The 23,362-nt window shown below is 68.1% G+C and carries 20 protein-coding genes; 8 read left to right on the top strand and 12 right to left on the bottom strand.

What is annotated here, in order from left to right:
• Positions 1 to 7: 7 nt before the first annotated feature.
• Positions 8 to 1,684 (bottom strand): L-lactate permease, encoded by a 1,677-nt coding sequence (locus tag CKJ85_RS00625; protein ID WP_095553106.1) that lies wholly within the window; start codon positions 1,682 to 1,684, stop codon positions 8 to 10.
• A gap of 288 nt (positions 1,685 to 1,972) precedes the next feature.
• Here CKJ85_RS00625 and argS point away from each other — a divergent pair, with 288 nt between their 5' ends.
• From argS to thrB, 4 genes are all read left to right on the top strand, one after another.
• The gene (gene argS / locus CKJ85_RS00620; protein WP_095553105.1) at positions 1,973 to 3,625 is read left to right on the top strand and encodes an arginine--tRNA ligase; all 1,653 of its coding nucleotides are present in this window, start codon (positions 1,973 to 1,975) and stop codon (positions 3,623 to 3,625) included.
• Between the two features lie 17 nt (positions 3,626 to 3,642).
• Entirely contained in the window at positions 3,643 to 4,998 is a 1,356-nt protein-coding gene (gene lysA, locus CKJ85_RS00615; protein ID WP_095553104.1) for a diaminopimelate decarboxylase, read from the top strand.
• An 85-nt stretch (positions 4,999 to 5,083) separates the two neighbouring features.
• Positions 5,084 to 6,436 (top strand): homoserine dehydrogenase, encoded by a 1,353-nt coding sequence (locus tag CKJ85_RS00610; RefSeq protein ID WP_095546172.1) that lies wholly within the window; start codon positions 5,084 to 5,086, stop codon positions 6,434 to 6,436.
• A gap of 17 nt (positions 6,437 to 6,453) precedes the next feature.
• Positions 6,454 to 7,383, top strand: a complete 930-nt coding sequence (thrB, locus tag CKJ85_RS00605; protein WP_095275963.1) for a homoserine kinase — start codon at positions 6,454 to 6,456, stop codon at positions 7,381 to 7,383.
• A gap of 10 nt (positions 7,384 to 7,393) precedes the next feature.
• Here thrB and CKJ85_RS00600 read toward each other — a convergent pair whose 3' ends face one another.
• Genes CKJ85_RS00600 through CKJ85_RS00585 form a run of 4 tightly spaced genes read right to left on the bottom strand, consistent with a single transcriptional unit; the run spans position 7,394 to position 10,531 of the window.
• On the bottom strand, positions 7,394 to 8,404 hold the full coding sequence (locus CKJ85_RS00600; RefSeq protein WP_095553103.1) for a ThiF family adenylyltransferase: 1,011 nt from the start codon (positions 8,402 to 8,404) through the stop codon (positions 7,394 to 7,396).
• Positions 8,397 to 8,879, bottom strand: a complete 483-nt coding sequence (locus tag CKJ85_RS00595) for a molybdenum cofactor biosynthesis protein MoaE (RefSeq protein WP_095553102.1) — start codon at positions 8,877 to 8,879, stop codon at positions 8,397 to 8,399. The genes CKJ85_RS00600 and CKJ85_RS00595 overlap by 8 nt, the downstream gene beginning before the upstream one ends.
• Entirely contained in the window at positions 8,869 to 9,342 is a 474-nt protein-coding gene (locus tag CKJ85_RS00590; protein ID WP_095553101.1) for a MogA/MoaB family molybdenum cofactor biosynthesis protein, read from the bottom strand. The genes CKJ85_RS00595 and CKJ85_RS00590 overlap by 11 nt, the downstream gene beginning before the upstream one ends.
• A 25-nt stretch (positions 9,343 to 9,367) precedes the next feature.
• Positions 9,368 to 10,531 (bottom strand): molybdopterin molybdotransferase MoeA, encoded by a 1,164-nt coding sequence (locus tag CKJ85_RS00585; RefSeq protein WP_095553256.1) that lies wholly within the window; start codon positions 10,529 to 10,531, stop codon positions 9,368 to 9,370.
• Positions 10,532 to 10,571: 40 nt separating this feature from the next.
• On the opposite strand from CKJ85_RS00585, the gene CKJ85_RS00580 reads away from it, so the two are divergent.
• Positions 10,572 to 10,826, top strand: a complete 255-nt coding sequence (locus CKJ85_RS00580) for a MoaD/ThiS family protein (protein ID WP_095275974.1) — start codon at positions 10,572 to 10,574, stop codon at positions 10,824 to 10,826.
• Positions 10,827 to 10,855: 29 nt separating this feature from the next.
• Here CKJ85_RS00580 and CKJ85_RS00575 read toward each other — a convergent pair whose 3' ends face one another.
• Positions 10,856 to 12,640, bottom strand: a complete 1,785-nt coding sequence (locus CKJ85_RS00575; protein WP_095553100.1) for an ATP-binding cassette domain-containing protein — start codon at positions 12,638 to 12,640, stop codon at positions 10,856 to 10,858.
• Positions 12,637 to 13,380 (bottom strand): molybdate ABC transporter substrate-binding protein, encoded by a 744-nt coding sequence (gene modA / locus CKJ85_RS00570; RefSeq protein ID WP_233126886.1) that lies wholly within the window; start codon positions 13,378 to 13,380, stop codon positions 12,637 to 12,639. Before modA ends, CKJ85_RS00575 begins: the two co-directional genes overlap by 4 nt.
• Positions 13,381 to 13,643: 263 nt before the next feature.
• Here modA and CKJ85_RS00565 point away from each other — a divergent pair, with 263 nt between their 5' ends.
• Positions 13,644 to 14,930: an HNH endonuclease signature motif containing protein gene (locus tag CKJ85_RS00565; RefSeq protein WP_095553099.1), complete on the top strand. Its 1,287-nt coding sequence runs from the start codon at positions 13,644 to 13,646 to the stop codon at positions 14,928 to 14,930.
• Here CKJ85_RS00565 and CKJ85_RS00560 read toward each other — a convergent pair.
• Genes CKJ85_RS00560 through CKJ85_RS00540 form a run of 5 tightly spaced genes read right to left on the bottom strand, consistent with a single transcriptional unit; the run spans position 14,894 to position 20,066 of the window.
• A complete protein-coding gene (locus CKJ85_RS00560; protein WP_255395986.1) occupies positions 14,894 to 15,493 on the bottom strand; it encodes a molybdenum cofactor guanylyltransferase in 600 nt (199 codons plus the stop codon). The genes CKJ85_RS00565 and CKJ85_RS00560 overlap by 37 nt on opposite strands.
• 3 nt (positions 15,494 to 15,496) lie before the next feature.
• Positions 15,497 to 15,994 carry a cyclic pyranopterin monophosphate synthase MoaC gene (gene moaC, locus CKJ85_RS00555; RefSeq protein WP_095553253.1) on the bottom strand — a complete coding sequence of 166 codons (498 nt, stop codon included), beginning with the start codon at positions 15,992 to 15,994 and terminating at the stop codon, positions 15,497 to 15,499.
• Between the two features lie 8 nt (positions 15,995 to 16,002).
• A complete protein-coding gene (locus tag CKJ85_RS00550) occupies positions 16,003 to 17,265 on the bottom strand; it encodes a molybdopterin molybdotransferase MoeA (RefSeq protein WP_095553098.1) in 1,263 nt (420 codons plus the stop codon).
• 3 nt (positions 17,266 to 17,268) lie between these two features.
• Complete coding sequence (gene moaA / locus CKJ85_RS00545; RefSeq protein WP_095553097.1) at positions 17,269 to 18,297, bottom strand: GTP 3',8-cyclase MoaA; 1,029 nt, start codon at positions 18,295 to 18,297, stop codon at positions 17,269 to 17,271.
• Positions 18,294 to 20,066 carry a long-chain fatty-acid--CoA ligase gene (locus tag CKJ85_RS00540; RefSeq protein WP_095553096.1) on the bottom strand — a complete coding sequence of 591 codons (1,773 nt, stop codon included), beginning with the start codon at positions 20,064 to 20,066 and terminating at the stop codon, positions 18,294 to 18,296. The genes moaA and CKJ85_RS00540 overlap by 4 nt, the downstream gene beginning before the upstream one ends.
• A 393-nt stretch (positions 20,067 to 20,459) precedes the next feature.
• Here CKJ85_RS00540 and rho point away from each other — a divergent pair, with 393 nt between their 5' ends.
• A complete protein-coding gene (rho, locus tag CKJ85_RS00535) occupies positions 20,460 to 22,283 on the top strand; it encodes a transcription termination factor Rho (RefSeq protein ID WP_095553095.1) in 1,824 nt (607 codons plus the stop codon).
• Positions 22,283 to 23,356 carry a peptide chain release factor 1 gene (gene prfA, locus CKJ85_RS00530; protein WP_095553094.1) on the top strand — a complete coding sequence of 358 codons (1,074 nt, stop codon included), beginning with the start codon at positions 22,283 to 22,285 and terminating at the stop codon, positions 23,354 to 23,356. The genes rho and prfA overlap by 1 nt, the downstream gene beginning before the upstream one ends.
• Positions 23,357 to 23,362: the final 6 nt, after the last annotated feature.

The raw sequence follows: 23,362 nt of genomic DNA, 5'->3' as shown, positions 1-23,362 counted from the left end.
GGGTGCATTATACGGCAGGTGCCAGGAAGCTGAGAATATTGGTCTGGAGGAAGACCATCACGCAGACGGCGAGCAAGAAGATAAACGAGTAGCCGACAACCTTCTTGAAAATCTCCGATTCCTTGCCCTCCATATCTACCGCTGTTGCGGCGATCGCGAGCGACTGAGGCGAAACCATCTTGCCCACAACACCACCGGTGGTGTTGGCGGCGAGCATGAGATCCGGGTTGAGATTCAGCTGATCAGCGGCTGTGACCTGCAGTTTGGCAAAGAGTGCGTTGGCAGAAGTATCGGACCCGGTCACGGCGACACCCACCCAACCCAATATGGGGGCAGCGAAGGCGAAGAACCCACCCAGGTTGGCAAAGAACTCGCCGATGGTCACCGTCTGGCCGGAGTAGTTCATCACGTAGGCGAGTGCCAGCACGAGCACGATGGTGGCGGCGGACCAGCGCATGCGGTACATGGTGTCCGTCAGCTCCTTGCCCACCTGGCCCCAGGTCAGCGAGTAGCGGCCGTTCTCGTTGAACATGATGTAGGCCAGGGCGACGATGAGGCCGGAGATGACCAGTAGCGTGCCCGGGTTGTTGAGGTAGGCGAAGGAGTAGTCGGCCTTGACGTCGGCGCCGTTGGCGTCGAGAAGCGAGCCCTGCGGCAGGCCCGGCCAGGGGAAGGTGACTTTGAAGGAGCTCAGCCACTCGGGGATGGTGGAGCCCAGGTTGGCCAGGCCGAAGATGAGCACGACGACGGCGTAGGGCATGAGTGCCATCCAGATGCGGTTGCCGGGCAGCTCGACCTCGTCGGGGTTCTCCGAGCGCGGGAGCTCAAGGCGTTCGCGCATGTCGGCGATGCCCTTCGGCTGCCAGAAGCGGAGCAACAGGAAGGCTGCGCCGAGCGCGACGATACAGGCGACGACGTCAGTGAGCTGGTAGGCGAAGAAGTTCGAGGTGAACCACTGCGCGATACCGAAGGAGAGGCCGATGACCAGGGCTGCGGGTGCGGTCTCGCGGACGCCGCGCATGCCGTCGATAATGCCGGCGATGATGAAGGGGACGAAGAACGCCAGGAACGGGGTCTGGTGGCCAACGATGGCGGCGATGTTCTCGGTCTGCTCGAGGGTGCGGCCACCGACCTCGCCGGCGGTGGTAATCGGGATGGCGACGGCGCCGAACGCAACCGGTGCGGTGTTGGCAATCAGCACGATCGTTGCGGCGCGCAGCGGCTTGATGCCCAGGGCGAGAATCATGGTCGCGGTAATGGCGACGGGGGCGCCGAAGCCTGCGAGGGCCTCGAGCAGTCCGCCGAAGCAGAACGCGATGAGCATGGCCTGGATGCGCACGTCACCGTGGCCCATCTTGTCAAATACGAGGCGCAAATCTTCGAAGCGGCCCGAGGCGACCGTGATTTGGTAGAACCAGATCGCCGCCATGATGACAAAGACGATGGGGAGCAGGCCGAACAGGCCGCCACGGAAGGCGGAGGAGATGGCCATTCCCGCGGGCATGTTGAAGCCAAAGATGGCGACCAGCAGGGCGGCGACGAGGGCGACGAGGCCGGAGAGGTGCGCGCTGGCTTTCACGCCCAGCAGCATGATGAAGAAGGTGAGCAGAGGGATCGCCGACACCAATGCGGAAAGTCCGACGCTGCCCCCGACTGCGTCGGTGAAGACCTGGAACTGGTCCATGTTTGCGCTCCTTGGTTGGAAGGAAATGTATGAAATGCCACGCGGGGCGTTCCCCTGTGTGTGCGCCGACATTCTCACGGAATTATGACACGCGAGTAAACGTATTCGCAGGAGAATTTTGAGAAAAGTACATTCAACGCGAAACTATTCTGAGCTGGGCCGACGCCGGAGGCGGGGGTATAAAAGGTGGTGAGATGGGGGAGGAGGTACCACCATGCGAACCGGGAAACGTGGTGCGCACGCGGGCCATGGAGAGAATGCGGTAGGGGTGAATTAGACTTGCACCCCATGACGCCAGCAGACCTTTCTCAGCTCATCAGGACGACGACCGTTTCCGTGCTCACGCAGCACGACCTCGACGCATCCGTAGTGCCGGACAACGTCACCGTGGAGCGCCCGCGCAACCCGGAGCACGGCGACTACGCCACCAACATCGCGCTGCAGGTGGCCAAGAAGGCGGGGACCAACCCGCGCGAGCTCGCCACCTGGCTGGTCGAGGCGCTGTCGTCGGACGATGCAGTGGACACCGCCGAGGTCGCGGGCCCCGGGTTCCTCAACCTGCGCCTGGCATCCGCCGCGCAGGGGCGCCTGGTTGGCCAGATCCTGGACGCGGGAGAGGGCTTCGGCGGCTCGACCCTGTACGAGGGTGAGAAGATCAACCTCGAGTTCGTCTCTGCAAACCCGACCGGCCCGATCCACCTGGGCGGCACCCGCTGGGCTGCTGTGGGCGATTCGCTGGGGCGCGTGCTGGAGGCCTCCGGCGCCGAGGTGACCCGCGAGTACTACTTCAACGACCACGGCGGGCAGATCGACCGTTTTGCCCGCTCACTCGTGGCCGCGGCGAAGGGGGAGCCGACCCCCGAGGACGGTTACGGCGGGGACTACATCAAGGAGATTGCGGGCGCTGTCGTCGATAAGCATGCCGATGCACTCGACGGCGATGACGCGCAGGTGCAGGAAAACTTCCGCGCGGCTGGCGTGGAGATGATGTTTGCGCAGATCAAGGAGTCGCTGCACGAGTTTGGCGTGGACTTCGACGTGTTCTTCCACGAGAATTCACTGTTCGAGTCGGGCGCGGTGGACAAGGCGATCCAGACGCTGAAGGACAACGGCAACCTCTACGAGGCTGAGGGGGCCTGGTGGCTGCGCTCGAGCGACTTCGGCGACGACAAGGACCGCGTGGTGCTGAAGTCCGACGGCAACGCCGCCTACATTGCGGGCGATATTGCCTACGTGGCGGATAAGTTTGATCGCGGCCACGACCTGGCCATCTACATGCTCGGCGCGGACCACCACGGCTACATCGCGCGACTGCGGGCCGCAGCGCAGGCGCTGGGCTACAACCCGGAGGCCGTCGAGGTGCTCATTGGCCAGATGGTGAACCTGGTGCGCGACGGCAAGCCGGTGAAGATGTCCAAGCGCGCGGGTACGATCATCACGCTGGATGATCTTGTGGACGCCATCGGTGTGGACGGCGCGCGCTACTCGCTGGTCCGCTCCTCCGTCGACTCCAGCTTGGACATCGATCTGGACTTGTGGACGAAGCAGTCCAGCGACAACCCGGTCTACTACGTGCAATACGGCCACGCGCGCCTGTGCTCGCTGGCGCGCAACGCGCAGGACGTCGGCGTGAGCGCCGAGGGCGCGGACTTCGCGCTGCTCACACACGAGAAGGAGGGTGACCTGATCCGCACGCTTGGCGAGTTCCCTGCGGTGGTCAAGGCCGCCGCCGAGCTGCGCGAGCCGCACCGCATCGCCCGCTACGCCGAGGAGCTGGCGAGCTCCTTCCACAAGTTCTACGACTCCTGCCAGGTCCTGCCGAAGGCCGGCGAGGACACCGCCCCGATCCACAGCGCGCGCTTCGCGCTGTCTATGGCCACTCGCCAGGTGCTGGAAAACTCGCTGCGCATGGTCGGCGTGTCCGCTCCGGAGCGGATGTAGGGGGGGGCTAGCGCACCATGGATAATGCTGTAGAAACCCCGTCTGCGCAGCAGTTTAATGAGCTCCCCGCGCACGTCTGGCCCCGCAACGCGGCGCGCCAGGAGGATGGCGTGATCACCATCGCGGGTGTGCCGCTGCCCGAGATCGCCGCGGAGTACGGCACGCCCGTCATGGTGGTGGACGAGGACGATTTCCGTTCGCGGTGCCGCGACATGGCAGAGGCGTTCGGCTCCGCCCGCAACGTGCACTACGCGTCGAAGGCGTTTTTGACCCGCCACATCGCCCGCTGGGTCGACGAAGAAGGCCTGGCCCTTGACGTAGCGAGCGAGAACGAGCTGCGCATCGCGCTGGCCGCCGATTTCCCGCCGGAGCGGATCACGGTCCACGGCAACAACAAGTCCGCCAGCTTCCTGCGCCTGTGCCTGGACGCCGGCGTGGGCCACGTGGTGATCGACTCCCGCCAGGAACTCACCGAACTCGCGGCGCTGGCGGAAGAGTATGGCAAGGTGCAGGACGTCTTCGTCCGCGCCAAGCCGGGCGTAGACGCGCACACGCACGAGTTCATCGCCACCAGCCACGAGGACCAGAAGTTCGGCCTGTCGCTCGCCTCCGGCTCGGCGTATGAGGCCGCGGCCGCCGCGATCCGCTCGCCGCACCTCGAGCTCACCGGCCTGCACTGCCACGTCGGCTCCCAGGTCTTCGACGCGGAGGGCTTCAAGCTCGCCGCCCAGCGCGTCCTTGGCCTCTACGCCCAGATCTGGAAGGAGCAGGGCGTCGCGCTTAAGTTCCTCGACCTGGGCGGCGGCTACGGCATTGCATACATGAACGGCGAGGAGCCGCTGGACGTCGAGGCGGTGGCGAAGGACCTCCTGCGCGAGGTCCAGCACGTCGCCGACGACCTGGGCATCGAGGCCCCCACGGTGGTGGTCGAGCCCGGCCGCGCCATCGCGGGCCCGTCCACGGTAACGGTGTACCGCGCCGGCATCGTCAAGGACGTCCACACCTCGTACACCGCAACGCGCCGCTACATCGCGGTCGACGGCGGCATGAGCGATAACATCAGGCCAGCGCTCTACGCATCGCTTTACGACGCCCGCGTGGCCAACCGCTTCACCGAAGGCACCCCGGTGCCGACGCGCCTGGTCGGCTCGCATTGCGAGTCTGGCGACATCCTGGTGGAAAACGCCGCGTGGCCCGACGACATTGCGTCCGACGACCTTATCGCCATCGCGGCGACGGGCGCGTACTGCTACTCCATGAGCTCGAACTACAACTCATTCGGGCGCCCGGCCGTGGTTGCCGTGCGCGCGGGGCAGGTAAAACCCATGGTCAGGCGCGAAACGGTCGAGGACATTTTGGCCCGCGAATATTAACACCGGTACCCGGCCCCGAAAAAGTAGACCAAGCGGTACACTGTGCCGGGTACGCAGACCCGTTACTTGAGGAGAGGGAACACGCATGACCGTCGCAAGCGCCGAAGGCCACAACGGCAACTACCCGGGCAAGGGGATTGGGCACGCCGTGGGCGTGGCCGTGCTGGGCAAGGGCACCGTGGGCACCGAGGTGCTGCGCCTGCTCAAGGAGTTTTCTGACAGCCTGGAGCAGCGCGTCGGCGGTCCGCTCGAGGTCCGCGGCGTCGCCGTGTCCAACCTGGACAAGCACAAGGACGCACCGGAAGTCCAGGACGTGTACCTGACCGATGATGCCTCGGAGCTGGTCACGCGCGACGACGTCGACGTCGTCGTGGAGCTGATCGGCGGCATCGATTACCCGCGCGAGCTGGTGCTCAAGGCGCTGCACGCGGGGAAGTCCGTCGTGACCGCGAACAAGGCGCTGGTGGCGGCGCACGGCTCCGAGCTCGCGGACGCCGCCAACGAGGCCGGCGTGGACCTCTACTACGAGGCGGCCGTCGCCGCGGCCATCCCCGTGGTCGGCATGCTGCGTCGCTCGCTGGCGGGCGACAAGGTGGAGCGGATCTCCGGCATCGTCAACGGCACCACCAACTTCATCCTGGACGCGATGGCGTCAACTGGCGCGAGCTACGAGGACGCCCTGGCGGAGGCGACCCGCCTGGGCTACGCCGAGGCCGACCCGACCGCGGATGTGGAGGGCCACGACGCGGCGTCGAAAGCCGCGATCCTTGCGTCCATGGGCTTCCACACCCGCGTGACCTTTGACGATGTGTACTGCGAGGGGATCTCCAAGATCACTGCGGATGACATCGCGGCGGCGAAGAAGTCGAACCAGACGATCAAGCTGCTGGCCATCTGCGAGCGGCTGTACGACGACGCGGGCAACACCACCGCCGTCAACGCCCGCGTCCACCCGACCCTGGTGCCCAACGAGCACCCGCTGGCCACGGTGGATAAGTCCTACAACGCCATCTTCGTGGAGGCGGAGGCGGCCGGCCGCCTCATGTTCTACGGCAACGGCGCCGGCGGTGCGCCCACGGCGTCGGCGGTGCTCGGCGACCTGGTCGGCGCCGCCCGCAACAAGGTGCACGGCGGCCGCGCCCCCGCGGAGAACCCCTACGCCGACTACGACGTCGTGGCCTTCGACGAGGTCCCCACGCGCTACCACATCAACATGACGGTCTCCGACCGCGTCGGCGTGCTGGCCGACCTCGCTCGGCACTTTGCTGACGACGGCGTCTCGCTCTCCGCGGTGCGCCAGGAAGAGTCCGGGAACGAGGCCCACCTCATCGTGGTCACCCACAAGGCGTTGGAGAAGGACTTGCGCGCGATTGTGCAGAGGCTCTCCGAGCACGACGCCGTCCAGGCGGTGAACTCCGTCATCCGTCTCGACTCCTAAGGCAGAAAGGGAACGCAATGCCCACCGACCTGCAAGTAGGCCTCAAGGCCACCGTGACCGTCCCGGGTTCCTCCGCGAACCTGGGCCCGGGGTTTGACACCCTGGGCATCGCCGTGAGCATCTACGACACGGTGGAGGTCGAGGTCACCGCCTCCGGTCTGGACGTACAGATCTTTGGCGAGGGCGCCGACGAGCTGCCGCGTGACAACTCCCACCTGGTGGTCAAAGCGATCCGCTCGGGGCTCAAGGCGGCTGACGTCGAGGCGCCGGGGCTGAAAGTGACCTGCAACAACAACATCCCGCAGTCGCGCGGCCTCGGGTCCTCCGCGGCCGCCGCGGTAGCGGGCGTTGTCGCCGCGAACACACTCGCGGGCGGTCCGCTGAGCACCGACGAAATCGTCCAGCTGTCCAGCGAATTCGAGGGGCACCCCGACAACGCCGGTGCGTCCGTACTCGGCGCGGCAGTCGTGTCCTGGACGGAAATCCCGGTGGACGGGCGCTCACTGCCCGAGTACCGGGCTGTGGGCGTAGACGTGGACCCGCGGATCCGGGCGTACGCACTGGTGCCGGACTTCCACGCCTCCACCAACGCGGTGCGCAAGGTGCTGCCCAGCCACGTCACGCACACGGACGCGCGCTTCAACGTGTCGCGCACCGCGGTGATGACGGTAGCGATTCAGAACCACCCGGAGCTGCTCTGGGAGGGCACCCGCGACCGCCTGCACCAGCCGTACCGGTCCGACGTACTCCCGGTGACGGCGGAGTGGGTCAACCGCCTGCGCAACCGCGGCTACGCCGCGTACCTGTCCGGCGCCGGCCCGACCGCGATGGTGCTGTGCACCGAGCCCGTCGACGAAGCGATCCTGGACGAGGCCCGCGCCGCCGGCCTGCGCGTGCTGGACCTCGAGGTCGCCGGCCCGGTCAAAGCCGAGCTGACGAGCGACTAGGGGCGAGCGCCTAACGCCGCAGGCCGTCCATCCCGCCGCGTAGGCTCGCCACCCCGCGCACGCCGCGGGCCTCGAGCGCGGCGACCGCCCGCGCGGAGCGGGCGCCCGAGGCGCAGATGAGCACCCCGCCGCCTGCTAACTCCGGCGGGGTGCAGCCGTCGAGGACCCTGCCCAGCGGCACGTTGATCGCGCCCCGGATGTGGTCGGTGGCGTATTCGGAGGGCTCGCGGACGTCGATAAGCACTGCCCCCGGCGGTATGCTGCCTACTTCCGCGGGCCCGTGCGGTGGGTCAAGCTCGCGGACACGCTCGGTCACGGCTGGGTCCGCATTAAGCGGGACGTATTCCCAAGTGCCGGCGAGGCCGTCGAAGTAGCCGAGCGTGCCCACGAGCGGCGTGCCGATACCGGTGGCGAGCTTGAGCGCCTCCATCGCCATCGCGGAGCCGACGACGCCGACGAGCGGCCCAAGCACGCCCGCCTGCGAGCACGACGGGACCGAGCCGGGCGGCGGCGGGGCGGGGAAGAGGTCCTCGTAGACGGGGCCGTGGCCGGCCCAGAAGACGGAGAGCTGCGCCTCGACACCGAGGATGGAGCCCCAGATGTGCGGGATGCCCAGGCGTGCCGCCGCGTGAGAGATGACGTGGCGGGTGTCAAAGTTGTCGGAGCCGTCGAGGACCATGTCTGCGCTGGCGAGCTGCGCCACGGCGTTGTCCCATGTCAGGCGCGTGCGGACCGGGTCGACCTCCGTGTCGGGGTTGAGGGCCTCGAGCGCGTCCATGGCGGAGAGCACTTTAGCGTCGCCGACGGTGCCGGTGGTGTGGATGACTTGGCGGTGCAGGTTGGAGAGGGCGACCGCGTCGTCGTCGATAAGCACGATGCTCCCGACGCCCGCGCCCGCGAGGTAGAGGAGGGCGGGGGAGCCGAGGCCGCCCGCGCCGACGACGGCGATGCGCGCGCCGCGGAGTTTCTGCTGGGCGGCCTCGCCGATGAGCGCGGTTTGGCGCACGTAGCGGCTATCCATCGATGCCCACCCACTGGGTCTCGCCGCTGGCCATGACCTGCCGTTTCCAGATCGGCACCTCGGACTTGACGCGGTCGGCGGTTGTCTCGCACGCGTCGAAGGCGTCGCCGCGGTGCGCGCTGGCGGCGAGGACGAGGAAGGCGAGCTTGCCGATGGGCACCTCGCCCGTGCGGTGCGCGGTGAAGAGGCGGACGGGGTGGGCGGCCGCGACCTCCGCGGCGACGCGCCGCAGCTCATCGGTGGCGCTGGGGTGCGCCTCGTAGGCGAGGGCGCGCACGCGCTGGCCGCCGTCGTGGTCGCGGACAATCCCGTCGAAGCGGACGAGCGCGCCCATCGCGTCGGTGAGCGTGTCAGTGGTGGCCTGCTGCGCGAGCAGCTCGAGCGGTTGGTCCGTGACGACGGCGCCGATGACCTGGCCCGTCTGCGCGGCGACGTAGGCGGGATCGGTGTCGGGGTCGGGGCGGCTAGTGTGCATGGTTGCCTTCCAGCTGGTCGAGGAGGTGGGACAGGATCGGGGCGAGCACCGCGCAGCCGTCCTGCACGCCGCCGCGCGACCCGGGCAGCGCCATGATGAAGGTGCCGCGCTGGGTGATGCCGGCGACGGTGCGCGAGAGGATAGCGGTCGGGGTGGAGGCGAGACCTTGATGGTAGAAGGCGTGCGCGATCCCCGGGAGCTCGCGGTCCACGTGCGCGGCGACGGCCTCGACCGTGCGGTCGTCGGGGCTGACGCCCGTACCGCCGGAGATGAGGACGACGCTGGGCCGGCGGGCGATGGCGTCGCGTACAGCGGTGTCGATGGCGGCGTCCGCGACCACGGTGGCGTCCGGGGTGCGCAGGCCCATTCCGCGCAGGAACTCGACCGCGATCGGCCCGGATTTATCCTGGTAGATGCCTTGCGACGCCCGCGTGGACGCGACGATGACCTCTGCGTTTCTCATAGCGTCCCCATCGTACCGCCGGGCGCTACAGCGGGTACGCGGCGGCGAGCTCGCCGGCCCGCAGTGTGGCACCCGCGGGAATCCGGATGAGGTGCGTTGCCTGCGCCCCCTGCGCGAGGAGGTGTGAGCCGGGGCCGCCGATCGGCCGAATCGCCCCGTGCTTGACCGCGCCACGCAAAAACTGCTCCTTGTCCTCCAACCCCGCGACGTCGCAAGCAAGCGGCGCCAGAATCGGCTCGGGCGCATGCCCGAGCAGCGGCGCCACGTAGGTGCGGAAGCTGACCAGCGTGGAGATCGGGTTGCCGGGCAGGCTGATCACGGGCGTCTCGGCGAAGCGGCTGAGTCCTTGCGGACCTCCCGGTTGCTGGGCCACGTGCCCGTACCAGCCCTGGCGGAAGACCTGGCGGACCACCTCGAACTTGCCGTGGCTGATCCCGCCGGAGGTGACCACCGCGTCCGGCGCGTGCTCCGCGATTGCCTCCCGTACCTGCGCCTCCAGCTCGTCCGGATCATCGCTGGTGCGTACGTGCGCTGCGACCCCGATGCCGTACCGCGCCGCCAACGCCCGCAGCATCGGCCCGTTCGCGTCGGGGATCGTCGCGGGGCCGGCAGGCCTAGCGGTGACTTCGGCGCCCCCGGTGACGATGACAATCCGCGCCGCCTGCTCGACCTCGACCTCGCCGATGCCCTGGCTTGCCAGCGCGCCGACGAGCGCCGGGGTAACCGGCGCGCCCGCCGGAGCGAGCTCCTCGCCCGCGGCGATGTCGGAGCCCGCCCGCCGCACGAAGGCGCCTTCTTCCGTTGCCGGCAGGCGCACGCGTTCGCCCTCGCCGACGAACCTGGCCGGGTCGCACGCCTCCACAGGCACGACCGCCCGCGTCCCGCGCGGCAGCTTCGCCCCCGTCATCACCGGCGCCGCCAGCGCACCGAGCCCCACCGGGTACGCGGTGTCCGGGTCCGCGCCCGCGGCAACGGTGGGGCCGACTACCGCCTCGCGAGCGCCCACCTCACCCACCGCGTACCCGTCCATCTGCGAGTTTGTAAAGGGCGGTTGCTGGCGCGGCGCCACGACGGCGCCGGCAAGCGACGCCCCGCGCACGGCAGCGTCAAGCGGCGTGGTCAGCTCGGTGCGGCGCTCGCCCAGCGCTGCAGCCACCGCGGCGAAATGCGTTTCGGGGGTTCGGCTCATGGGGCCATCGTACGGCGCAGCACGCAGGTATCGTGTGAGCATGCAGATCCACTACTTCGCCGCAGCCCGCGCGGCCACCGGCACGCCGTGCGAGGACGTCGGCGAGTTCTCAACGCTCGAGCAGTTGCTTATCGACGCCACGTCGCGCCACACCGGCACCACCGATTCCGGCCAGACGCTCGCGGACATCGTGGCGCGCTGCACGTTCCTCGTCGACGGCACCCGGTCGGATCCTTCCACGCCGCTGGCCGGCGCGTCGCGCGTCGACGTGCTTCCACCGTTCGCGGGTGGGTAGTGAAGTTTTTCCGCACGTGCGGAAAAACTTCACCCGTGTTCCGCCGGGATGAGCTTGACCTTCCGCACGTCTAACGTGCAGGTCACCTGCGTTCCGGGCGCGAGATCTTGCCGCAGCACCGCCTCGCGGTCCACGAGCAGCGAAACGTAGTGCTCGGTGTGCTCGGCGTCCCCGCCCACGGCCAGCTCAACGGCGGCGCCGCCTCCCGGGAGCAGGTCGACCGCGCTGACGCGCCCGCGGAGCAGGTGGGAGCCCACGGGCTGTGGGGTGCGAATCACAGAGAGCGCGTCCGGGGGGAAGGAGGCGCGGAGGGGGCGGGGCACGGTGGTGTCGGTAAGCGGTGGCCCCTCGAGCAGGCTGAGGTCCGCAAGCAGATTCATGCCCAGTAGGCGTGCGGAAAATGCGGTGGCGGGGGCGGCGAGCTCGTCGGCGGCGGGGCGCAGGCTGACGACGCTGCCGCAGCGCATGACGGCGACGTGGTCCGCAAGCGTCGCGACGTCGATGGCGTCGTGCGTGACCACGATCGTGGTGCGTTCGCGGGCCGTGGCCTGCAGCAGGCGGCGCCACTGGGCGGTGGTGGCGGCGTCGATGGCGGCGAGCGGCTCGTCGAGGATGAGCACGCGGGGGCGGGCGGCGAGCGCGCGGACCAGCGCGACCTGGGCGGCCTGCCCGCCGGACAGCGCGGGGACGGGGACGTCTGCCAGCGATGCGAGCCCGGCCGCGCGCAGCAGCTGCTCGGCGCTGCGGGTGACCATAGCGAGCGCGGTGCGCGGCGTCGCGGTCGGCGGCAGTGCGGGGTCCTGCGTGAGCAGCACTACGCCCCGTTGCTTTGCAACGCCCCTGGCCAGCGTCGTCTTCCCCGCGCCATTCGGCCCGATGAGCGCCGTCGTTGCGTTGGCGGGGAAGCGGGTGGCGCCGGCACGGACTTCCTCGCCGCTCGCGGCGGGACGGGTCAACTGACTGAGTTTCGCGGCGTCGATCGTGCCGGTTTCCCGCGGTTGTTCCGCGGGCCGGTGTCGGCCGCGCCACTGCGCGAGCGCGGCTGGCAGGGCGGTTGTCACAAGCGCGAGGACCGCGAACCCCACCAGAATGGCGGAAAGCCCGTAGGCGAGTGACTGGTCGACCTCGCGCGCCAGGTAGATCCCCAGCGGCATGGTTCGTGTGGTGCCAGGCATGGAGCCGGCAAAGGTGAGGGTGGTGCCGAACTCGCCCAGCGAGCGGGCGAATGCGAGCCCAGCGGCGGTGACGAGAGCCGGGGCGATGGCGGGCAGGATAATCCGGCGAACGATCCGTCCCGGCGGGATCCCGACCGCCTCCGCCGAAGCGGCCACCTCCGGCCCCAGCTGGCGCAGCGCGGAATCGAGCGTGATGACCACGAAGGGCAGGGCAACGTACACGTGAGCGGCGACAACGCCGGGGAAGGCGAAGGCGAATTGCCAGTGCAGCGCGTCGAGGAGCGGGGCGGCGACGCCCCGCCTGCCGATGAGCGCCGAGAGCGCAAGGCCCGCGACCACCGGCGGCATTGCCAGTGGCAGGAGGACGAGGAGCCGCGCCAGCGATGACCCGCGGCGGACCCGCTGGAGCCACAGCGCCAGCGGCGTGCCGAGCGCGACTGCGATGACCGTGGCAAGCGTGGCCGACGCAACCGTTACCCGCAGCAGTTCGTGCGTTTCCGGTGTCCGGAGCACGGCGCCGAGGTCGGCCCACGGCACGCGCGCTCCGAGCGCAAACACGGGCAGGACGATGAGCGCGAGCGTGACCGCCGCCAGCGCCGAAACAGCTGGCGGGGTAGGGGTCGGCCGAGCGCGCATCATGCTGCCGGGGTGAAGCCGGACTGCTCCCACATCTCGCGCGCCTGCGGGCTGTGGAGTCGGTGCACCAGTTCGCCGGCCTCGCCCGGGTGCTCGGAGCTCGTGACGACGCCCGCGACCAGGGAATTCGGGAACTCGGCGGCGTGCGGAATGTCGACGGTGTCCACGTCGCCGCCCGCCGCAGCCGCGTCGGTGCGGTACACGAACGCGGCGTCGGCTTCGCCCGAGACCACTTTGCCCAGCGTGTCTGCCACGTTGTGCTCCAGCGAGACGGGGTGAACGTCGAGCGAGTTGGCGCGGAGAAGCTGCTGCGACACCGCGCCGCAGGGGACTTGGGCGTCGCACATGACGAAGTTCACGTCGCCGCGCTCCAGGTCATCGACGCTGCGCACGCCCGCCGGGTTTCCCTTCGGCACCACGAGCACCATCGAATTCGTCGCCACGACCTCGGGATCGTGCGCTACGCCCGCGCGCACCGCGTCGTCCATGTTTTTCTCGTCGGCGGTGATGAGCACGTCGCCGGGTGCGCCGTCGCGCAGCTGCTGCACGAGGGTGGAGGAGCCTGCGTTGTTGAAGGTGAGTGGGGCGTCGATAAGCGTGCGCATCTCGTCGTTGAGGACTCTTGTCGACGCTGCGCCGAGGACGACCACCGCCTCGCTGGCGCCGGGAACGGGGTCGCTTGCGCACGAGACGAGGAGGGATGCGAGCGCGGTCGCGGCGATGGCGGCGTGAACGGCGCGCACGGCGGCTCCTTTGTGGCGGCGAGTTGTACGGAGAGAATCTACCACGCAGGGGTGGGCGCAACGGCGCGGTGCAATGAGCCGATTTTTCCGCACAGGCGGAAAACCGAATGCATGTGTGTGCGTAAATGTGGCGGGTTCTAAGAGGAGAATGTTCGGCCGGAGTATGCGCCTTTACCTGCTATGTTCGAAATGTTCTGACTCCGTGTTCGGTGGGGGTGTTAGTGTTCGCACAAACATGAGATCGATGATTCGGAGACAGGACAGTGACTACCACCTTGGAGCGGCCGAAGAGCCTCAAAGCGCTCTCGGCGGAGATAGTGAAAGCGAGCCACGCGCTGAGCCAGAGCCACGCTGCGGTGCTGGATGCGATAGGGCAGTTTGATGAGGCAGACTACGCCGGCGAAACCGGGTGCCGCAGCACCGCGGCGTGGCTCATCCGTTATTGCAGGATGAAGAAGTCCCGCGCCTACGAATACGCTGATGTTGCCCGCAAGCTGCGCCCATACGAGCTGCTTCGTGAGGCGTTTGCTGGTGGGGAGCTTGATTATTCGACGGTCAGGCTTGTCCTGAAGTACATCACGCCGGACAACGAGGCGGTGCTTGTTGAGCAGGCGGTTGAGCTGGGTTACCACGGGCTCAAGCAGGCGCTGGCGGGCAGCATGGAGAACGATTCGGGCGGATCCACGCACTCCGCCAATGGGTTGCAGCTGAGGGAGGATGGGGAGAAGACTCGAATCTGGGGCACGATGAGCGCTGTCGACGGAGCGCAGTTCAAAGCGGCGCTGAAGGCAGGGGCGCTGGCGTACCACGCCGGGATGAGCGACATGCGCGACTACCTGGACGCGGACGGCATGCTGGACCACGCCAAGCTGGACGCGGCGCTGGACAAGGTCGCCGACCTCCCGGACGCCGCGCAGGCTGACCTGCTGAAATCGGGGACGGGTCTGCCTCCGCAGCGGCTGCTGCTCGCGTCGCTGATGGGGATGGTGCAGCTGGTCCGCTCGGGGATGGCCAGGTCGACCAAGCTCGCCCCGGCGGCGCAGGTGACCATCATGATGGACACCCAGGGGCGGGGATATTTGCCCAACAACACTTCGGTGCCGGCGTTCAGGCTGGCAAACATCGCGGCGAACGCAGAGGCGCGCGGCGTGCTCGCGGACACCCACGGGTTGATACTCAATTACGGGAGAAAGCGCAGGTTGGCGAGCAAAACCCAGATGCAGGCGCTCTCCGCGATGTGGGGAAGCCAATGCGCCATGCCTGGATGCACGCATGACCACTTCATCGAGGCGCACCACATCGACGACTGGGCCAACGGTGGGCTGACCGACCTGGACAACCTCCTCCCGCTGTGCAGTTCGTGCCACTCCATGGTCTCCGACGGGGAAATACGAATTCTGCGGCAGGGCGACGACATCCACTTCGTCGGTCTCGACGGCGCGCGGTGGGTCTCGCGGGACCGACGCACCCCGTTGCGCGACGACGATGCCCGCGTCATCGCGGAACTGCCAGATTACGGCGAATGCTTCGACGATTGGTTGGACGCATGAGTGGGGCCGAATTCGACCACCCCAAGGGCACCCAGTTCCTCTGGGGTGTCGTAGTCCTGCTCGCGGCCGTCGCCGGGTACGCGCGTCACCTGCGTGGGAGCGTCGAAAAGTCGCTTTGCGGCGACGCCGCTTGCTCCCGCGCGCTCGAGCGCCCGGAGCAGCGCTGCGCGGTGCCAGACGGCGCACAACGGCTGCAAGTAGCCGTCTTCGGCTTCGACCGCAGCGACTTCGGTCTCCTCGTCGGTGAGGGTGCGCACCAGGCAGGGCAGCAGCGCGCCGGACCGGGGAGCGTCCACGGCGAGCACGCCGACGAGGTCGGTCTCGAGCGCGCCCAGACCCGCGGCAATCCCCGCGACGGGGCCGCCGAAGGGCGGATCCTCTGCGACTTGGCTGACGCCGTGCAGTCCCAGCGGGAATGGGGACACCACCACGACGTCCGCACCGTGGGGAAGCGACGCAATGACGTGGTCGACCAGCCGCTGGCCGTCGAGTTTGACCTGCGCCTTCTCCGCGCCCATGCGCGTGGACCTGCCGCCAGCGAGGACGATGACGCCGAGCGACACGTGCTACGCCTCCGGCTGCTCGCGCAGCGTGGGCAGTTCGCGCGACCAGTCACCGGAGCGCCCACCCGACTTCGCCGTGATGCCGCAGCGGCGGATGTACGCGGACCGGTCCACGCCCTTCACCATGTCTACGATCGACAGCGCGGCGACGTTCACCGCTGTGAGCGCCTCCATCTCCACGCCGGTACGGTCAGCAGTGCGCACCGTCGCCTGGATAAACACGTGGTCCTCGCGCAGCGCAATCTCGACCGCGCAGCCGTGCACGCCAATCGTGTGCGCCAGCGGCAGCAACTCTGGCACGCGCGTCGCAGCGGCGATCCCGGCGACGCGCGCCACCGCGAGCACGTCGCCCTTCGGCACGGTTCCGTTCGCCAGCGCCGCCATCACCTCGGGCGAGCACGCGACCTCGCCCTGCGCCGTCGCCGTGCGCACGGTCGGCCGCTTCTCCGTGACGTCGACCATGTAGGCCTCGCCAGCGCCGTTCAAGTGGGTGAATTCCATCATGCTCCTTAGAGATATACGTGTATTGGGCCAGAGTGCTTATCGACGACAGCGAGCCCGTCCACACCCGCCAACGATGCCACGAAACTCGAGCTCGTCGCCGCCGAAAACGGCTCCGCCACCGCCCGGTCGCCGTCGTACCGCAGCCGGACGGGAACCGCGAACGTCGTGTCCGGCTTCGATGTCGACGGGAACCCGGGTGCGCGCTCGGCCACAACCCGCGGACGCTCGGCGAGACGCAGTCGGTCGGTGCGTCCGGTGTGGGCTGCAATCATCGGCGCGGCGTACAGCACAAACGACACGTAAGCGGCAACCGGATTGCCCGGCAGGCACACCATTGGGGTGCCGCGAAACGTGCCGGCCCCCTGCGGGCTGCCGGGGCGTTGCGCAACGTGACCGAACCACATCGACCCGCTCGCCTCATCTTCCGCCACCGCGCGGACCACATCGAACGCTCCGGCGCTGACGCCGCCGGAAGTAATGACCAGGTCTGAGGACGCGGCGGCGCGGGTAAGGAGGTCCGCGGCGTCGGTGGCGGCGTCGTTGGCGTGGAAGCGCTGGACGGTCCCGCGGTGCCCGGTCGCTGCGGCGGCCAGTTCTGCGAGCATTGGCAGGTTCGAGTCGGGGATCTGCGGGCCGCTGACCGCGCCGGGCCAGGGCACGAGTTCGCTCCCCGTGGACACGACGGCGATGCGAGGCGCCGCGAAGACGTCGACGGTGCGAATGCCGGTGGAGACGCACGCGGCGAGCGTGGGGGCGTCGCAAAGCGTGCCGCGGCTGGCTATCCGCGTGCCGGGGCGGACGTTCTCGCCGGCGCGCCGGATGTGGCTGCGCGAGGTGTCGGCTTCGTTGATGGTCACGTGCTGCGGGAGCGGGTGCGGGCCGCGGGGGATGCTGGTCTGCTCGACCGGGACGACAATCAGGTCGGAGTCGGCTCCGTCGACGGGGGCGCCCGTCATGACCCGGATGGCGTGGCCCGCGGGGCAGGCGAGTGCGGGCGAGCCGGCGGGGACGTCGCCCGCGACCGGGAGCGTCCACGGGCCGGGGGCGGGGAGGTCTGTCGCGTGGACGGCGAACCCGTCGACGGCGGAGTTGTCGAACGGGGGAACGGCGAGCGCTGCGATGACGTCGGAGGCGAGCACGAGACCGGCCGCGGCGTCGAGCGGGACCTCGCGTTCGACGCGCGGGTGGGCGAGCGAGAGCACGCGCTCGAGGTGTTCGGTAATGCTCGGCCGTGGGCCCTGGCCTTCTCCGGGGTGGTGGGCGCGCATGGGTTAGCCGCCGATCTCGCTCATGAGGCGTTCGGGCTGGAGGAAGCCTTCGTCGTCAATGCCGTGACCTGGCTTTTTCAGCCACATGGCTTGGGTCCAGGCGTCGGCGAGTTCGTCGTCCGAGGCTCCTGCGCGCATGAGGTCGCGCAGCGACACCTCGTCCGCGGTTGAAGAGAATAGGCAAGAGCGGACCGCGCCATCTGTGGTGAGGCGCGTGCGGTCGCAGGCACCACAGAACGGGTGCGTCACCGATGCGATGACCCCCAGGGTGCCCGAGCGGGTGCCGTCCGTGATGTTCCACAGGGCGGCGGGTGCCGAGCCGCGCGGTGATTCGGCGGGCGAGAGCGCGTAGCGTTCCTCGACCCGGGCGAGGATGTCGGTGGCCGTCACCATGTCGCTGCGTCGCCAGTTTTCCCGCGGCCCCAGTGGCATCTGCTCGATGAAGCGCAGCTGGAGTCCCTTGTCCAGGGCGAAGTCGACGAGGTCGAGGATCCCGTCCTCGTTCACCCCCGGCATGACCACCGCGTTGACCTTGACGGGGGTCAGGCCGGCGGCGAGGGCGGCGTCGATGCCCGCGAAAACGTCGTGGATGCGGTCGCGGCGCGTCAGGCGCGTGAACAGGTCCGGGCTCGTGGTGTCTAGGGACACGTTGATGCGGTCCAGCCCCGCATCGGCGAGCGCGGAGGCGCGGCGCGCCAGGCCGAGCGCGTTGGTGGTGAGGGCGGTGGTGGGAGGGGTGGGCGTGGCGTCGATACGCATGCGCTTCGTCGCGGCGACAATCTGCTCGAGCGACTTGCGCAGGAGCGGCTCGCCACCGGTGAAGCGGACCTGGCGGATGCCCAGCGACTCGACGGCGAGACGGATGAGGCGGATGGTTTCCTCGTCCGTGAGTGCTTGCTCGGTGGGCATCCACTCGAGGCCGTCTGCCGGCATGCAGTACGTGCAGCGCAGGTTGCAGCGGTCGGTCAGGCTGACACGGAGGTCTCGGGCGGTGCGTCCGTAGCGGTCATCAAGCGTGCGGGCTCCTGTCACTTTCGCTCCTCTTCGTGCGCAGCCTCCACCTCCGCCGTCGACGGGTTGCCGTGCGACCGGTTGCCGGGGCCGGGTAGCGCGATGATGTCGAACTCGTCGCGGGCGAGGTGCTTGCGCAGGTCTTTCTTGTCAAACTTTCCCACGGAGGTTTTGTCGATGGAATCCACAAACGTCCAGTATTCCGGCGTCATCCACTTCGGCAGCACCGATTCCAGCCCGGCGCGCAGTCGCTCGGCGGTGGCGGGGGACGCCTCGATGCCTTTGAGCAGCTTCGTCACCGCGAGCGGGCGCTCGCCCCACTTCTTGTCGGGGATGCCGATGACGGCGCACTCGACGACGACGTCGGACTCCATGATGAGATTTTCCACCTGTGCGGAATAAATCCACTCGCCGCCGGAGCGGATGACGTCGCGGGCGCGGTCGTAGAGCGTCATGAACCCATCGTTGGTCACGGTGCCAACGTCACCGGTGCGGAGCCAGCCGTCGGCGGTGAAGTGCTTGCGGGCGTCGGTAATCTGCTCCCCGCGGAACTCGGAGGCGATTTTTCCGGGCTCCTGGGTCGGGGAGTGGTAGTAGCCCTTGGCCACGAGGTTGCCGCGGACCTGGATCTCGCCCTGGGTCAGGTCCGTCGAGGCCATGATCTGGCCGTCGTTGACCACCCGGTACTCCAGTGACGGCGAGAACCGGCCCTGGGAGATGCGGTACGCCCAGCGAGCCTCGCCGGACGCGCCCGACGGCGGGCGCGCAACCGTGCCAACCGTGGACGTCTCGGTCATGCCCCACACGTGGACGACGTCGACGCCGTAGCGCTCCTCCCACATCTTGATCAGCGCCGGCGGGGCGGGGGAGCCGCCGACGTAGAGCTCCTGCAGGCTCATGCGCTCCGGGGGATTGTGCAGGTAGTGGACCATCAGCTGGATCCAGAGTGTGGGCACGCCGTGGGCGACGCGCGGGTGCGTGGTGGCAATGAGCTTGGCCAGCGTCGGCGCGGACATATCCGAGTCGGGCAGGACCAGGGGCGCGCCGGCGAGAAACGCGGCGAAGGGCACACCCCAGCTCAGCACGTGGTAGATGGGGATGCAGCAGAGGAAAGATTCGCCATGGGTCACGGCGAGCGAGTCCATGGCGCGCAGGCTCGTCGCCTCGAGCCACAGCGAGCGGTGCGAGTACGCCACGCCCTTCGGCGCGCCGGTCGTCGCGGTGGAGTACACCAGGGCGGCGGCCGTGTTTTCGGGGAGGGTGGGCCAGGGGAAGACGGTGCTGCGGCCGTCGAGAAGCTGCTCATAGCTCGCCGTGCGAACCCCCTCCGGAATCTCCTCCGAGGGTTCCGCGATGGGGTAGAGGCCGGTGAACACGACCGTCTCCACCAGCGGGCACTGTGCGAGCAGGCGGCCGAGCTTGGGCGCGAGGCGCGGGTCGGCGACCACGACCTTCGCCTCGGAGTGGTTGACAATGTAGGCGATCTGGTCCTCCATGAGCTGGATGTTCAGCGGCGTGAAGACCGCGCCCTTCGCGGCGACGGCGAACATCACCTCGAGGTGCTCGGCGCAGTTGTACATGAAGGTGGCCACGCGCTGGTCGCCGTCGATCCCCAGGTCATCGTGCAGTGCGTTGGCGAACGCCCCGGCGCGCGCGCCAATGTCCGCAAACGTGCATTCCTCTGCGCCGGTCGCGCGCCAGGTGGTGCACTTGGTGGACCCGTGGGTGTGCTGCCCGTAGTGCAAAATCTGCGCGACTGAGAACGGCACTTCCTGCATCGTTGAAAGCATGCGGTCTAGTCTAGCCAGTCCGACTCGCCGGAAAACAAGGGCAGGAAGTACACGTGTTGCGCTATGCGTTACACTGTTCGCGGGTTCGACATAGTGCCTGGGCGCTTGACGCGCAGTCGGGGTTCCAGGTAGTTCCCACCAACCCTCCGCACTCGTCGCGTCGCGCACGCAGGCGGCGCACGAATGGTGCGAGGCCAGTGATGCCTTGGCCACCACGACCTCGAGGCCTTTGAGGGGAACACTCGCGGCGAGCAAGTGCCGCATAGAGATTGACACGCCGGTTTAGGCGATGAACGTCCCACATATTGCGCACGGAAACGCGATCGCTTCCGGAGCGCCCGCCGGCTCCTTGGCGGGGGACACCACAACTGGTCAAGCGACGAAAGGACATTCGTGACCGACACGGGTAACGCGGCAGCAGGCGGCAACGCCGATCTTTCCGCACTCAAGATCCCCGAGCTGCGCAAGATGGCGGCGGAAAAGGGCCTGAAGGGCGTCTCCGGTTTGCGGAAGGGCGACCTGATCCAGGCGATTGTGACCGGGGAGGTTCCGCGCAAGGCACGCGCCGCGGCGGCCGAGGCAGCAGCCGAGGAACACACCAACGAAGGGCATCACCGCCGCGCTTCTCGACGCTCCGCTGGTCCCGCGGACGGTGAGCACGCAGCGCAGGACACGCAAGCGGAACAGCCGCAGCAGGGCGAGCAGGCTGAGAACGAGGGGCAGAAGTACGAATCGCGCTCGGCCGCGCGTCGGGCGCGCCGCAACCGCGCACGCCAGGACCAGGACGACAACAACAATCGCGACGACAAGCGCGATGAGAAGCGTGACAACAATGATCACGACAATCGCGACAACAACAACGACAACAACGGCCGCGGCGGCAAGCACAACAATCGCGGTGGCCGGAACAACAACAACGACGACGGCAACCAGGGCGGCGGCGGGCGCCGCGGCCGCCGGAACCGCCGCAACCGGAACCGAAACCGTGACAACCGCGACAACCAGCACAATCAGAACGACAACAACCAGCAGTTCGACCCGGAGGAGCTGCAGGAAGTTGCCGGCATCGTGGACATCGTGGACAACAACGCCGCGTTTGTTCGCACCACCGGTTACCGCAAGAACAGCGCAGACGTGTACGTGAACCAGAAGCTGGTGCGCCAGAACGGCCTGCGCGCGGGCGACGCCGTGATCGGCCAGGTTCGCCAGAACGGGCAAAGCCATTCCCACGGCAACGGCCGCAACCGCCAGCGCTACAACCAGCTCGTCCGCGTCGACTCCGTCAACGGGATGACCACGGAGGAGGCGAAGCAGCGCGCCGAGTTCCACAAGCTCACCCCGCTGTACCCGAACAAGCGCCTCCGCCTGGAGACCGAGCCGAAGATCCTCACCACCCGCGTGATCGACCTGGTCATGCCGATTGGTAAGGGGCAGCGCGCGCTGATCGTCTCCCCGCCGAAGGCTGGTAAGACGACGATCCTGCAGAACATCGCCAACGCGATCGCCACTAACAACCCGGAGTGCTACCTCATGGTCGTTCTCGTCGACGAGCGCCCGGAAGAGGTCACGGACATGCAGCGCAGCGTGAAGGGCGAGGTTATCGCGTCGACCTTCGATCGCCCGCCGTCAGAGCACACTGCCGTCGCGGAGCTCGCGATCGAGCGTGCGAAGCGTCTGGTGGAGATGGGGCAGGACGTCGTCGTGCTGCTCGACTCCATCACCCGCCTGGGCCGCGCGTACAACAACTCCTCGCCGGCGTCGGGCCGCATCCTTTCCGGTGGTGTGGACTCCAACGCCCTGTACCCGCCGAAGCGCTTCCTGGGCGCAGCCCGAAACATTGAGGAGGGCGGCTCGCTGACCATCATCGCGACCGCCATGGTGGAGACCGGTTCCGCCGGCGACACCGTCATCTTCGAGGAGTTCAAGGGCACCGGTAACGCGGAGCTCAAGCTGGACCGGAAGATCGCGGAGCGTCGCGTGTTCCCGGCGGTGGACGTCAACCCGTCCGGTACGCGTAAGGATGATCTGCTCATGAGCCCGGAGGAGACGCGCATTATGCACAAGCTGCGCCGCATCCTCTCGGCGCTGGATCCGCAGCAGTCCATCGATATGCTGATTAAGCAGCTGAAGAAGACGAAGTCGAACGGCGAGTTCCTCATGGGCGTGGCCAACTCCGCTCCCATGGTCGCGGACAAAGACGAAGAGGAGTACAAGTAATGGCGAATGAAGTCTCACTTGTAGACGACTATGTCTCCGAGTACCAGGGCATCCAGGCTCAGATGAGTGACCCGGAGGTAACCTCGGACCAGAACCTGTTCCGCAAGCTGTCCAAGCGCTACGCCGAGTTGCAGCCGATCATCAAAGCGAACGACGCGCTCCAGCAGGCCAAGGACGACCACGAGGCGGCAGCCGAGATGGCCAGCGAGGACAAGGAGTTCGCGGAGGAGGCGGAGCGCCTCGAGGGCGAGATCGTCCGCCTGGAGGAGGAGCTCGCAGACCTCCTCGCCCCGCGCGACGAGCACGATGGCGACGACGTCATCATGGAGCTCAAAGCCGGTGCGGGCGGCGAAGAGGCCGCCCTGTTCGCGGGCGACCTGGCGCGCATGTACCAGAAGTACTGCGAGAAGAACGGCCTGAAGTGGGACGTCCTCGACGCCGCGGAGACCGACCTCGGCGGCATCAAGGACATGACGGTGTCCGTCAAGGCGAAGAACCCGTCGCGCGACGGCGCCTGGTCCAAGCTGAAGTTCGAGGGCGGCGTCCACCGCGTGCAGCGCGTGCCCGTCACCGAGTCCCAGGGCCGCATCCAGACCTCCGCGGCAGGCGTCTACGTCTTCCCGGAGGCCGACGAGGTCGAGTCCGTCCACATCGACGAGAAGGACATCCGCGTCGACGTCTACCGCTCCTCCGGTAAGGGTGGCCAGGGCGTGAACACCACGGACTCCGCGGTGCGCATCACACACCTGCCCACCAACATCGTGGTGACCTGCCAGAACGAGCGCTCCCAGATCCAGAACCGCGCCCGCGCGATGCAGGTCCTGCAGGCCCGCTTGGACCAGCTGGAGCGCGAGAAGGCCGAGGCCGCCGAGGCCGAAGGCCGCGCCTCCCAGGTCCGCACGATGGACCGTTCGGAGCGCATCCGCACCTACAATTGGCCGGAGAACCGCATCTCGGATCACCGCATCAACTTCAAGGCGAACAACCTGGATTCGGTCCTCGACGGCAACATGGAGGATCTGATCACCGCGCTGCAGACCCACGAGCGCCAGGAGCGACTTGAAGCCGAGTAGGCGCAC

Source organism: Corynebacterium sp. NML 150383, assembly GCF_002285085.1.
Classification (GTDB): domain Bacteria; phylum Actinomycetota; class Actinomycetes; order Mycobacteriales; family Mycobacteriaceae; genus Corynebacterium; species Corynebacterium gottingense.
This window is presented reverse-complemented; position numbering and strand designations above follow the sequence as displayed.

Coding starts and splice junctions, on each gene's coding strand:
- CKJ85_RS00625 (WP_095553106.1), bottom strand. CDS start 1,684: ATGGACCAGTTCCAGGTCTTCACCGACGCAGTCGGGGGCAGCGTCGGA.
- argS (WP_095553105.1), top strand. CDS start 1,973: ATGACGCCAGCAGACCTTTCTCAGCTCATCAGGACGACGACCGTTTCC.
- lysA (WP_095553104.1), top strand. CDS start 3,643: ATGGATAATGCTGTAGAAACCCCGTCTGCGCAGCAGTTTAATGAGCTC.
- CKJ85_RS00610 (WP_095546172.1), top strand. CDS start 5,084: ATGACCGTCGCAAGCGCCGAAGGCCACAACGGCAACTACCCGGGCAAG.
- thrB (WP_095275963.1), top strand. CDS start 6,454: ATGCCCACCGACCTGCAAGTAGGCCTCAAGGCCACCGTGACCGTCCCG.
- CKJ85_RS00600 (WP_095553103.1), bottom strand. CDS start 8,404: ATGGATAGCCGCTACGTGCGCCAAACCGCGCTCATCGGCGAGGCCGCC.
- CKJ85_RS00595 (WP_095553102.1), bottom strand. CDS start 8,879: ATGCACACTAGCCGCCCCGACCCCGACACCGATCCCGCCTACGTCGCC.
- CKJ85_RS00590 (WP_095553101.1), bottom strand. CDS start 9,342: ATGAGAAACGCAGAGGTCATCGTCGCGTCCACGCGGGCGTCGCAAGGC.
- CKJ85_RS00585 (WP_095553256.1), bottom strand. CDS start 10,531: ATGAGCCGAACCCCCGAAACGCATTTCGCCGCGGTGGCTGCAGCGCTG.
- CKJ85_RS00580 (WP_095275974.1), top strand. CDS start 10,572: ATGCAGATCCACTACTTCGCCGCAGCCCGCGCGGCCACCGGCACGCCG.
- CKJ85_RS00575 (WP_095553100.1), bottom strand. CDS start 12,640: ATGATGCGCGCTCGGCCGACCCCTACCCCGCCAGCTGTTTCGGCGCTG.
- moaC (WP_095553253.1), bottom strand. CDS start 15,994: ATGGAATTCACCCACTTGAACGGCGCTGGCGAGGCCTACATGGTCGAC.
- CKJ85_RS00550 (WP_095553098.1), bottom strand. CDS start 17,265: ATGCGCGCCCACCACCCCGGAGAAGGCCAGGGCCCACGGCCGAGCATT.
- CKJ85_RS00540 (WP_095553096.1), bottom strand. CDS start 20,066: ATGCTTTCAACGATGCAGGAAGTGCCGTTCTCAGTCGCGCAGATTTTG.
- prfA (WP_095553094.1), top strand. CDS start 22,283: ATGGCGAATGAAGTCTCACTTGTAGACGACTATGTCTCCGAGTACCAG.